Below are 11,739 nucleotides of genomic sequence, written 5' to 3'. Positions count from 1 at the left end.
CTCCTTACACTTCAAGTTTCCCACTCATTAGGCGTGGTAAAAGCATATCTCTTTGAGCGATTAACTTAGAATTTTGCTCAGCAAGATTATCAATTTCATCATATATTGGTTTTACTGATTCCGTAAATTTGTCCATAATATCTTTCGGCGGAATCATCAAATTACATTTCCGAAGAAAATATTCAAATTTAAAATTGATGATTCCTGTAGACTGTGACTGATACTGCTCAATTATTCTAGTTTCGTACAAATATTGTAACCAGTGATAAAAATATCTAGGACTTACTTTTTTTATATTGCATCGAATCAGTTTGCAGAAGCTTGCACAAATTAATCTATTGTTAAATCTATCTAGTTGTCTTTCTGTTATTAATATAGATCTTCCTACCGGCTGTTTTTGTGTGCCGCCAGACACCTCAAAAGCAATATCATTAACTTTAAACGCTCTTTGATTATAGTTTGATGATTTATGATATCTCAAAGGACAAGAATCGAGAATACCGTGTTTTACATTAGGAAAGTCCGTTCCTCTAACTACATATGCCTCTTCAGGGAATAGCTCAGATAATTCTTCTTCTCCCCATCCGCCTCCAATATAATATTCTATTACTGTTCCTATTTTAACTATATCAAATGTAGAAGGAAGTTTCCCTAGAGATGAGCCAACAAATTCCACATTCTCAAATCCCGGAAATCGGAATCTTAGAAACCATTCCTTATAGAGATTTTCAGCCATTTGTTCTAAGAGTTTGATTCGCTTGTTGTTGTTTTCGATGAGGTTATCGTAGGCAATTAGAATATCAGTTATGTTCTTTTGTGATTCTATATTTGGAATCAACATTGCTAGTTTTTTTAATGATTTTGTTGTTATACTTCCTCTAGTACTACTTGCGTCTGAAGAACCTCTTAATTCATTATATCTGCCTGACAGATTATAAAAAAGATACAGTGGGTGTAATATTTTTTCATCAGTTGTCATTGCTATTACAGACTGATTAATATACATATCATCTAGTAAAAATGAAACTTGACCTCTTGTTTTACCTTGACCAGCACATGCCATAACAACATCATTTTTCTTAGCAAGTTTAGTTGATGATTTTTCTATCCCTAATTGTGTAATTTGACTTTCTGTATTTTCAATAAATCGTTGTCTTGTTTCTCCTGAAGATAACCATTTGAAATTTCCATTCCAATATTCAGGTTTGGACGTGTCCGGGGTTCCACCACTATGCATATCTAACAACAATTGATTTAATTTATATAACTGCATTTTCATATCACTCACCCAATAATTCTTTCAAATTATTTACAATGCATTCTTCAAGTTCTCTTGCTTCAGCACTCAAAGAAGTAAATTCAGAATTAAGGGAGAGCATAACTTCTTTAAATTCTTCCTTGGTTAACCCATCATCTTCAATGACTACACCAACATAACGTCCTGCATTAAGGGAATAGTCCTGATCAATGATTCCATCTTCACCATCCATTGGCGCAGCTTTACAAAGACCAATTACATCAGCATATACACCATCTGGAAATCTTTCTGTCAACCAGTCAATCTGTGACTGCCAATATGCTTTTGTAAGAACTTCCTTGTCGTCAGATGCTTCTGGAGCATTGGCAAATTCTACTTTATACTCATCAATCAAATCAACAAGAGCCTGTGTATCACCGTGATATAGTTTTGTTATTATGCCAAGATTCTTAATCTGCTCATCAGAAAACTTTCTATGGGCACGGTCAATCTGTGTAAATACATTTCTAGCATCAATAAATAAGATTTCATTTTTCTTCTCAGTATTTGGCTTCTGTTTATCGAAGAACCACAGAGTTGCCGGAAGAGTTACTGATGAAAACATATTAGAAGGAAGAGTCACCATCTGCGAGATGATACCTTCTTCAATCATTTTCTTTCTGATTTCATATTCTGAACCAGATGCATCAGATGCAGAATTAGCCATGACAAGTGCTGCCTTACCATTCTCATTTAAGGCAGTAGCAAAGTAGCCAATCCATAAATAGTTTGCGTTAGGCACAGTTTCTTTCTTGTCAGATTTTTTCTTTGTTGATTTGCTTTTATTTCTTGGCACACCATACGTATTAAAACGAGTGTCATCAGAAACTTTCTCAACCACAACCTCATCAACATTAAAGGGTGGATTTGCCATTACATAGTCAAATTGTCCAACCGCATTATATGGATCAGAATAGAATGAGTTTGCCTGCGTAATGTCACCACGAATATTATTAAGAAGAAGGTTCATCTTTGCCAGTTTTACTGTATCAGGTTCCTTTTCAACACCATAGCAACGGAATTTCATTTGTTCACTCTCGCTGGCATTGTGATCATGCATGTATCTTGCAGCCTGAACAAACATCCCTCCAGAACCACATGCTGGATCCAAGAACTTCTTTTCCCCTGGTTGAGGATTTAATACTTCAACCATATATCTTACAACAGTCGCAGGTGTGTAGAATGTTCCTCCATCCTTCCCCTCTGCAAGGGCAAAGTTCCCTAAGAAATATTCATAAATTTCACCAAAGATATCGACTGTACTATTTTCTGGAATATCTTTGAAAATACGTATGATATTAGAGAGCAATTCAGGCTCTTCTTCTGGTACAAGCTGAGCATAAACTTCTTTTGGAAGGACACCATCCATTTTAGGGTTTTCAGTCTCTATTGCTTCCATAGCTTTCTTTACAAGAGTAGCTTTACTAGCATCATCTGGTGCATCATTGATAAAATCATAATAAGCACATTCAGGAAGATAGAATCCGCACTTCTCGATAGAGATTTCTTTGATGGACTTTTCCATACGTCCGCCTTTAAGATGATTATACTCTTCCTCAATATTTTCCTTATGTTGTTTGTATAAAATATCTGCATATCTAAGGAAGATAAGTCCAAGAATAGGCTGACCATATTTATTCGCAGCTAAATGAGCACTAGCTCGAAGCACATCAGCAGAGTGCCATAGCGTATCTTTTAACTGTTTTAATTCTTTATCTGTCATAACAATATTGCTCCTTTATTTTTCTATTTTATAGTCAAACCAAGACTCTTCTAGTACTTCATAAGGGATGTTATTATCTACGCAAAATGTATTGATACTTTTCATTGCTTTTAGGTTTGGCTTTGAACGTCCAGATTCCCAACGATTTACAGTAGAAAAAGCCACACCTAGTGCATTTGCAAATTCCTGCTGTGTTAGAAATGAACGTTGTCTAATTCTTTTTATTTCTTTAGGAAAGCCCATATATATGCATCTCCTTTTTATCCATTAATATAGCATTATTATAGCAAACAAATATATATTTTTTTAGTATCTATCCACAAGGAATACTGACTTATCGGTATTTACCAATAACAAATTTAGAGAATATGATAACCATATATGAATAATTCCAAAGTAATCTTGATATTAATACTGTGATAGTAATATCTTATAGAACAACAAAGAGCCGCACCAATTAGATGCGACTCTTTTGATTAGAATATCAAATTAATACTAATTTTCTTATCTTTACAACGTTTTCTTAAAGAATATTGTAGTATGCACTTTCCCAGGCAATTGCGTCCGTTTATACTCTTTAAATCCAAAGCTTTCGTACATTTTGGTAAGCCACGGGTGTTCTGCGGCAGTACCAAGTGTTACGGCTGGTGTTTTATATACGTTGCGGAGTAGTTCTTCTGCTTCGGCCAGGACTTCACGAGCATAGCCCTTTCCTTTATGTTCAGGGGCCGTCACAAAGTGCGCAATGTGCGGGTATACATCTGGTGTAGCCTTTGGAATCCAAGGCATGCGGAATGAAATAGAGCATACCAAGGAGCCATCTACGTAGAGGCCATACACAGGGTATTTTAAGATCCATGCGCGAGACTCTTCTTGGCTAAAGTTGATAGCATCAAAGGATATAGGATAGTTCTTATTCTCTGCATATCCCGCAATCAACACCTCGTGATATTCAGCCGCATCATCTACGGTTAATTGTCTAAATTCTTTCATTATGTACCTCGTTTAAAGCGCTGCGCTATCAAGAGGCACTTCGCTATCGAGTGTAAGGTAACGGCTCAAGAATTTACGTGTTCGTTCTTCTTTTGGATGTTCAAGGACCACTTTAGGATCACCTTGTTCTACGATGACGCCGCCTTCCATGAATACGACTTGGTCTGCTACTTCTTTAGCAAAGCCAATTTCGTGAGTTACAATGATCATCGTTACTTCTAGCTCTTTAGCAATCTTGCGAATAACGGCCAATACTTCCCCTACGAGCTCTGGGTCAAGAGCTGATGTAGGTTCGTCAAAGAGGATAACCTCTGGGTCCATCGCAAGGGCCCGAGCGATGCCGATACGTTGTTGTTGACCACCTGAAAGTTGTACAGGATAGTAATCGTCATAGCCTTCCATGCCTACTTCCTTGAGGAAACGTTGCGCAATGTCACGGGCTTCAGATTTTTTCATTTTCTTAACTGTTACAAGGCCTTCCATGATGTTTTCAATAACAGTCTTATTAGAGAATAAGTTATAAGACTGGAACACCATGGATGTATTGCGGCGTACGTTTAAGATTTCCTTATTAGACGCTTTATGTAGGTCTACAGAAATATCGTTTAATTGCATCGTCCCAGCATCGGCCCTTTCAAGGAAGTTCAATGTTCTAAGGAACGTCGTCTTACCACTGCCAGATGGGCCAAGGATAACTGTTACAGACCCTGTTGGCACGTGTAGGTCGATGCCCTTTAAAATTTCACGGTTCCCGAAGGATTTGTGAACTTGTTTAATATCTATCATAATGCATTACCTCGTTTATACTTGCTTGCATAGACTTCTAAACGATGGAAGATAAATTCAAAGACAATCCCCATCACCCAGAATAGACCGGCCACCACGATGTAGGCCTCAAAATACTGCGAATTTTCCTCTGTATATAACTTTGCAGCGCCAAACAATTCAATAACAGTGATGACGAATACGATGCTGGTACTCTTCATGGTGTTAAGGAATTGGTTTGTAAATAATGGCAACGCAAAGACTGTCGCTTGTGGCAATACGATGCGACGGAACGCTTGGAACCAAGTCATACCGATGGCCTGAGCCGCTTCCATTTGACCTTTCGGTACAGATTGCAAGGCAGCCCGGAAGATTTCACTCAAATACGCTCCTGTATGCAAGGTTAAGCCTACAACGGCTACGAATGTAGCTGGCACCTTTTCAAAAGGCACATGTACCCCTGTTTGATCCTCTAAGGCGAGGAAAAGAATTGGCAAGCCATAGTACACGAGGTATAAGAGAACCATGTTCGGAATACTACGGCATAACAATACGTACAAATAACTGAGCTGACTGAGCACAGGTACTTTATTTTGTTGTAGCACGCAACTCAATAATCCTAAGATTGTACCCAAACCAACGCTGAGGAAGGTAATCATGAGGGTTACTTTCACATAAGGAATGACAGCAAAGAAGGTGCCATAAATATAGGTTGAATCAATAATATGTCCCATAAGCCCCTACTCCTCGCTGATCAAAATGCGTTGCGATTCTTTGCCCGCAACGGTAAAACGTTTTTCAAGCAATCGGCCCAAGAGGGACACGATGATAATTAGAATGCCATAAATGATGGCTGCGTCTACGAATAACTCAAGATAGCGCTGGCTATTACCGCCCATGAGGTCCGCCTTACGCATCATATCGACAACGCCGACGTTAAAGATGAGCGCCGTCCCTTTCAACATGCCGATAACGAGGTTCGTCAACGGTGGAATGCTCATGGTGAAAGCCTGTGGCAGGATGATGCGCACATAGCTTTGGAACTCGGTCATACCAAGGCTCTTAGCAGCTTCCTTCTCACCAGGCGCCACCGCATCAATACTGGAGCGCATGATTTCAGCACTATACGCCGCAATATGCAATGTAAACACGGCATACACGAATACGAGGCCCGGCACATTTTTCATGTTAAGACCCATATGGGACATGATTTCTGGCACCCCAAAGTAAATGAGGAAGAGTTGTACCAAGAACGGCGTGCCCCGCATAAAGGAGATAAATACAATAAATAATTGGTTTAATACTGGTACCTTCTTGAGGCGAATGATAGCTATAATAGAGCCCAATATAACCCCTAAGATGGCAGAAATAACGGTGATGAGCACCGTTACGTGAACATAATTCAAGAGCTGTGGAAACGCTTGGATCATGTAGGACACATCAAAATACTTGCCCACAGTAGCACCTCGTTTCTATACATAATAGAATAAGGCCGCCAAGGCGGCCTATTCGTTATTTTTGTGTTGGATCGAATGTGTAATCCCCACCAAGATATTGTTCAGAAAGTTTTTTCAACGTACCATCAGCACGCATTTCTTTCATCGTTTTATCGATTTTTTCGTTTACTTGTTTCATATCATCTGTCCGTTTAGACAAGAAGTATGTTGGTACTACTGCCAATACATCACCTACGGCTTTGAGTGGTAAGCCACGGTCCTTAATAGCAGAGTTAATTACGTATTCGTATTCACCTGCTGCATCGGCACGACCGGTAGCAACGAGGTTCAATGTTTCAGCACCAGCTTTATCTGTATAGATAACTTCAATTTGCGGATCCGCTGTCTCATTGAATTGTTTTACTAATTCGTTAAACTCAGAAGATGTAGTAACGGCGATTTTTTTGCCTTTCAAATCATCTAATTTAGAAATGTCATTGCGGTCATTTTTAACTACTAATTTACGTGTGGAGTAGTTATTAACTTCATTTGTGTAGTAGTATTTTGCTTCACGAGTTGGATTACGGCGCATTTGGTTTGCGATCATGTCAACTTGGCCGGCATCCATCGCTACGAAGGCAGCATCAACGGCCATCGGCTTGAAGTTGAAATGAAGATCTGGATTACGACGTTCAATTTCTTTCAACAACTCTACGTCAAAACCTGTAAGGTTCCCGTTATCATCTGTATAGGAATAGGGCCGAACTGTACCACGTGTAGCTACGTTAACCACTTTCGCATCTGGATTCACCTTTGTTTCTTTAGATGTATCATCGCCACAGCCAGCTACCACGAGCACGCCTAGTGCCAATGCGCCAATGGCAAATAATTTCGTCAATTTCTTTGTATTAAACATGTAGAACTCCTTCTTTTCGCAATGTTTGCAGGAATGGCTCTACCTCATCGGTACGGGTAAAAGCCTCCATTATTCTATCTATTTGGTCAGCCTGCAAGGTGAGGCCAAGCTTAATGCGTATATCCTCCATAGTAAGAGGATTATTCGGCGATCCTTTCGGATTGTTCACCGTCTCTGTGAAAGTATCTCCATTTTTCAATGTAACGGTTATCTTTGTAATCCGTTCACTTTGGGCTACCTTCGGTAAGTCATGGACACGCTCTATACGTGACATATAGTTTCGTACTGATTGCTCTATGCTATCAATTTTGAATAACTCATCTTGTACCGTCCCATAGGCGAGGACTTGGTACACGATGTACTCTATGGAAAACTGACCTTCTCGACCTGTTGTTGGCGCTGTATAACGCAATGCTGCATCAGCACCAGGTGGGAAGTGAACAGTAACTCGATCTATATCATCCCAAAGGAATACATCAGAGTCAGCACATAGATTACATTTTTCCTCTTTCTCTGTATTTGCTAACACAGGGAGCGAGTCGGATATAGCACATAATCTACGTTTACCTTCTTCCGCTACATCTGGTGAAACGTTGTAGTGCTTAGACACATACGAAGAAGATGTATATATTCTATGTGCCACTGTTTCAGTTGCTTCAGCGCCACAAATGGCTGCCGAGCAATAGGGGTGGGCTTTCATCCACAAACCAGGATCAATAAGTTGCCCTGGTGCTAACCAACGGCTAGCGATGTCATTTGATGTAACGGTAATATTACCGATGGTTTTAAACCAACCCCGTTCAGGGTCAAATGGTTTTGTACTTGTTTGAAGTGATGTATGTTCCAACAGTTCGTAAGCCCATACGCCATTGCGTGCTGCCAGTCCCGCATGGAGCGGCTTACCATCTGTACCACTTTGAAAGAACATGCCCGCCGACTGAGTAGCAGCCAGAGACAGGAGCTGATCCAAGCTTTCACCATGAAGGCCTCGCAAAGCGCCTATAGCGGCCGCCGCCCCAATAACACCAACGGTCCCCGTAGAATGCCATCCTTGAGTCCGATGGGCAGGATTGATGAGAGAACCAATGATTCCCTCTAGCTCGGCACCAATGATATAAGCACGAAGGAAATCGTGCCACCTATCGGGGGGCTCGAGCACTGCTAATAGAGCAGAATATAAAACAGTACTGAAGTGACCCGCCAAATTTGCCTGAGCATCATCAAAATCAAGATAATGCGAAGCAAAGCCATAATACAGAGCCTTGTCGGCTCGTTTAACGGTTAAATAGCTGTCATGACCATCTACATTAGCTGTTGTATCCTGATTAGTAGATGTGTCCTGATTAATAGTTATATTTTGATTAGCCCCTATAAACCGAGCTAGGTCCTGAACGGCTTGCTCCTCCTCAGCAGGGGCTAAGGATGCTAAATAATCTAGAAAGGCAATGTGCGCCACTGATAGGAGGTCCTCACGGTTCGACACATCCGTTTGTTCTATGTAGTTCACAATCGTCTGCGTTACTGAATCCATGGGCCGTCCTTTCTGTTATCTATAACAATCTATTATTTACCAAATTTTTCAGCACGGTCATTTGGCTCTAACCAAATGGAATCGTCTGGACCTTTTGGAATAAGGCGTGGTAGATCTTCAAATGGCGTATGGTCTACGTAGTAGAAACGTTTACGCATAGAGTCGAAGTCTGTTGTACCACCGAATGCTGGATTGGAGTACAAATCCTTCGCGTAGTTCCAAAGGTTTGGATAGTCTACGAGGCGTTTTTTATTAACCAAGTATTTTTGGTAGAATACGAGGTCAAAGCGAGCCAATGTTGGGAAGATACGGATATCTGGATCTGTAATCGTATCGCCCATCAAGTAACGTTGCTTACTAAGGCGTTCTTCAAGCCAGTCCAAGCGAGCAAAGATACGATCGTAGTAGTACTCGTAATCTTTTTGGTTTGTTACAAGAGCCGCCAAGTTTACTGCTAAGTTAAAATCAGCGTAGATAATAACATTCAACGCATCGATATCGGCACGTAATTCCTCTGGGTAAATATCTGGAGCATCAGGAGAGATGAAATCTTTAAAGCCCAATGCTAATTCAGTCGTTAATGCATGATAGTCGTTGTTTACTACCGCACCAGTTGTAACATCTACAATAGCTGGCACTGTGGAACGTGCATCGTAGTTAGGATCACCTTTGCGATACGCTTCACCTAAGGAGTGAATGCCTAGTACCGGATCTTTTTCATCTTTATCAAGGGTAAAGAACCAGTCTGCAATAACCCCTGCTGGACGCAATGGATCAACAGTGCCTTTAGAGATTACTGTATCTAAACCAAGCAAATCTATGGCGATAGCAATACGGTGGGCCCAAGGACAATGTTTAGACCATACAAGACGATAACGGTCTTTTTCTACAGGTAAAAACCCTGGTTCACTCCCAAAAGGTGTTGTGAATTGAGGTTCTTCGCTATCAGAATATTTTTGACGACGGTTAAAATTCGATGCATCTTTACCTTCATACTCCTTTTGCTCCCCTTGAGAACGAGGGTTACTAGACTGAAACTCAGAAAAATCGATAGGACAAGGATTCATAGCACGTTGAAACTCAACTTCTTTTCGAGCTGCCGCGATACTAGGATCCTTGATGTTGCTTACATCTACGTGTTCACTCATTCTATACTCCTATAGAGGTCATCTCTATTCGCTTTACAATTCTTATTTTGAAAGCTACTGTGATATCCCTCACTTATTCCTATTAACTTAATATGATTATGTGACTATATTACATTATTCAAATACCTATGTCAATAGTAGGTATTTAAAATTTATAATGATTATTGAAAATAAAATATCATTCTATGTAAAAGTATAGAAAATCATACTACCTACATCGCCTAAAGGAGAAATACCCCATTTAACCTTATAAACATAAAAATAGAGCTATATCTACTGCAGATATAGCTCTATTTGCACATTACACAAGATAAGTTATTGTATACATCATATAAGAATATTATTTACTATTATTTCTATTCGTTTGATTTTCTATTTGCTAGCGCATTAACCTTTGCTTCCAATGCAGCAATACGATTTACATCAGCTTCATGTTGAGCTTTTAATGTCTCTACCTCTTGTGAAAGTACATTGATAGCATTAGTATCTTGACTAGCCATCTTTTCACTAGCAGGACCAACCTTAAAAGAGGCACCTACATTAAACATAGTACTATTTTGCCCAACCGTAGAGCCTACAGAGAATTGAGCGATCTTGTTTGGCGTGAAGAAGGCACCTAAAGCCATCGCTTTTTCGCCTTTATAAGAACCGCCTGCTACCGCTAGATTCCACTTTGTTCCATCATCAGACTGTACTGGATGGAGCCCTGCTAATGCCGCACTCATAGCACCTACTCTATTAATATTACTATCTAAACGATTAATATTAGAGTCTAATCGTTCAATAGATCCTGTGCTAGCTGATATGGATTGCTTCAAAGCATTTACATCAGCTGCTTTTACATCAGCTACCAATTTATTATCCTCTACATGCAAACCATCTCCCACATTTACATTAACTACATGATCATCTCCAATAGTCGTGCCAACGCCACCTGTATAGGTCGCATAGTCGCGAACTCGTTTCAATTGCGCCACATTAACCGCATCATCATCGCGTGTCCCTGCAGTTAAGTTTGTAATTTGACGATTCCCATAAGACTTAGAACCAACTGCGACAGCACCCATTTTAGATACCCAAGTATTACTATTCCCGTCACTATCCTCTATGAGATAGCCCTTCTCTCCTGCCCCAACAATAGCGTGGGAGCGCGCCCCTAAAGCTACAGCGTTATCTATTTGGGGTTCTACTTGTGAGAAGTAACCTAGCGCAGTACTTTCTGTTGCATAAGCTTTACTATAGCTACCAAGCGCTACAGCCCCTGTTGTTTTTGTACTATACATAGAAGCAGATGCATTAGAACCTATAACTGTAGAATTTTCACCATTTGTACCCGCACGTTGGCCTACAACAGTGGCACCGCGTGCGTTACTAGCACTAGCATTACCAACAACTACAGTCTCTCCAGCTAATGCATCTTGTTTACCAAAACCACCATAACCGATAGCTAGAACCTCTCCAACCCAGCCTTTATTAGTGTAGCCTTGATCTTTACCAATAAAGATTGCCTTCTTCCCCGCTACAAATGTTACCGTAGGCGCATCTGTACTAGGATTAACAGCTGTACTATCTGCTGCTAAACTAGTTGCCATCACACCACAACCAAGACACGCTGCTAACACTAACGCTTTTTTACTTACCCTCATAAATTCCTCCTGACTACAAATAACTTATCAGGTTAAGTATACTGTAATATGAATTTTTATTAAAATTAGACATTCTAATCAATATCCCCCGAAACACAAACAAGAAAAGCAGCATTTACTTTTAACTATCACATCTATTCTAAGACTATTAATAAGTTATAATTATGCATACCAAGAACCAGTTATACCCCCTATATAAGCGGCTATTATACCATCCACTATAAGAGGCGATTATACGATTCTACTATAAGAGACTATTATCCGCCTTATAGAAACTATGATGT

11 protein-coding genes are annotated in these 11,739 nt (G+C 40.0%); all 11 read right to left on the bottom strand.

All coding sequences use genetic code 11. From position 1 onward, the window contains the following. Nucleotides 1–4: 4 nt before the first annotated feature. On the bottom strand, nucleotides 5–1,279 hold the full coding sequence (locus VEHSUH06_RS02220) for a restriction endonuclease subunit S (protein ID WP_105097596.1): 1,275 nt from the start codon (nucleotides 1,277–1,279) through the stop codon (nucleotides 5–7). Between the two features lies 1 nt (nucleotide 1,280). Continuing rightward, nucleotides 1,281–3,020, bottom strand: coding sequence for a class I SAM-dependent DNA methyltransferase (locus tag VEHSUH06_RS02215; RefSeq protein ID WP_105097595.1), 1,740 nt, complete (start codon nucleotides 3,018–3,020; stop codon nucleotides 1,281–1,283). A 15-nt stretch (nucleotides 3,021–3,035) separates the two neighbouring features. Then, nucleotides 3,036–3,263 (bottom strand): DNA-binding transcriptional regulator, encoded by a 228-nt coding sequence (locus tag VEHSUH06_RS02210; RefSeq protein ID WP_105097594.1) that lies wholly within the window; start codon nucleotides 3,261–3,263, stop codon nucleotides 3,036–3,038. A 267-nt stretch (nucleotides 3,264–3,530) separates the two neighbouring features. Then, entirely contained in the window at nucleotides 3,531–4,013 is a 483-nt protein-coding gene (locus VEHSUH06_RS02205) for a GNAT family N-acetyltransferase (RefSeq protein WP_105097593.1), read from the bottom strand. A 12-nt stretch (nucleotides 4,014–4,025) separates the two neighbouring features. Next, a complete protein-coding gene (locus VEHSUH06_RS02200; protein WP_105097592.1) occupies nucleotides 4,026–4,799 on the bottom strand; it encodes an amino acid ABC transporter ATP-binding protein in 774 nt (257 codons plus the stop codon). After that, the gene (locus tag VEHSUH06_RS02195; RefSeq protein WP_008603263.1) at nucleotides 4,796–5,512 is read right to left on the bottom strand and encodes an amino acid ABC transporter permease; all 717 of its coding nucleotides are present in this window, start codon (nucleotides 5,510–5,512) and stop codon (nucleotides 4,796–4,798) included. Before VEHSUH06_RS02195 ends, VEHSUH06_RS02200 begins: the two co-directional genes overlap by 4 nt. A 6-nt stretch (nucleotides 5,513–5,518) precedes the next feature. After that, complete coding sequence (locus VEHSUH06_RS02190) at nucleotides 5,519–6,235, bottom strand: amino acid ABC transporter permease (protein ID WP_105081243.1); 717 nt, start codon at nucleotides 6,233–6,235, stop codon at nucleotides 5,519–5,521. A gap of 55 nt (nucleotides 6,236–6,290) precedes the next feature. Next, the gene (locus tag VEHSUH06_RS02185; protein WP_105097591.1) at nucleotides 6,291–7,130 is read right to left on the bottom strand and encodes a transporter substrate-binding domain-containing protein; all 840 of its coding nucleotides are present in this window, start codon (nucleotides 7,128–7,130) and stop codon (nucleotides 6,291–6,293) included. Then, nucleotides 7,123–8,661 (bottom strand): MmgE/PrpD family protein, encoded by a 1,539-nt coding sequence (locus VEHSUH06_RS02180; protein ID WP_105097590.1) that lies wholly within the window; start codon nucleotides 8,659–8,661, stop codon nucleotides 7,123–7,125. Before VEHSUH06_RS02180 ends, VEHSUH06_RS02185 begins: the two co-directional genes overlap by 8 nt. Before the next feature lie 32 nt (nucleotides 8,662–8,693). Then, entirely contained in the window at nucleotides 8,694–9,809 is a 1,116-nt protein-coding gene (locus tag VEHSUH06_RS02175; RefSeq protein WP_054748335.1) for a glutathione S-transferase C-terminal domain-containing protein, read from the bottom strand. A gap of 356 nt (nucleotides 9,810–10,165) precedes the next feature. After that, complete coding sequence (locus VEHSUH06_RS02170) at nucleotides 10,166–11,455, bottom strand: YadA-like family protein (protein WP_105097589.1); 1,290 nt, start codon at nucleotides 11,453–11,455, stop codon at nucleotides 10,166–10,168. Nucleotides 11,456–11,739: the final 284 nt, after the last annotated feature.

Source organism: Veillonella sp. S13053-19 (genome assembly GCF_002959835.1).
Classification (GTDB): Bacteria; Bacillota; Negativicutes; order Veillonellales; family Veillonellaceae; genus Veillonella; species Veillonella rogosae.
The sequence above is the reverse complement of the archived record's forward strand: the minus strand, read 5'-3'. Positions and strand labels throughout refer to the sequence as shown.

Bases quoted from the DNA above. Each gene is read 5' to 3' on its own strand.
- VEHSUH06_RS02220 (WP_105097596.1), bottom strand. From the start codon at position 1,279: ATGAAAATGCAGTTATATAAATTAAATCAATTGTTGTTAGATATGCAT.
- VEHSUH06_RS02215 (WP_105097595.1), bottom strand. From the start codon at position 3,020: ATGACAGATAAAGAATTAAAACAGTTAAAAGATACGCTATGGCACTCT.
- VEHSUH06_RS02210 (WP_105097594.1), bottom strand. From the start codon at position 3,263: ATGGGCTTTCCTAAAGAAATAAAAAGAATTAGACAACGTTCATTTCTA.
- VEHSUH06_RS02205 (WP_105097593.1), bottom strand. From the start codon at position 4,013: ATGAAAGAATTTAGACAATTAACCGTAGATGATGCGGCTGAATATCAC.
- VEHSUH06_RS02200 (WP_105097592.1), bottom strand. From the start codon at position 4,799: ATGATAGATATTAAACAAGTTCACAAATCCTTCGGGAACCGTGAAATT.
- VEHSUH06_RS02195 (WP_008603263.1), bottom strand. From the start codon at position 5,512: ATGGGACATATTATTGATTCAACCTATATTTATGGCACCTTCTTTGCT.
- VEHSUH06_RS02185 (WP_105097591.1), bottom strand. From the start codon at position 7,130: ATGTTTAATACAAAGAAATTGACGAAATTATTTGCCATTGGCGCATTG.
- VEHSUH06_RS02180 (WP_105097590.1), bottom strand. From the start codon at position 8,661: ATGGATTCAGTAACGCAGACGATTGTGAACTACATAGAACAAACGGAT.
- VEHSUH06_RS02175 (WP_054748335.1), bottom strand. From the start codon at position 9,809: ATGAGTGAACACGTAGATGTAAGCAACATCAAGGATCCTAGTATCGCG.
- VEHSUH06_RS02170 (WP_105097589.1), bottom strand. From the start codon at position 11,455: ATGAGGGTAAGTAAAAAAGCGTTAGTGTTAGCAGCGTGTCTTGGTTGT.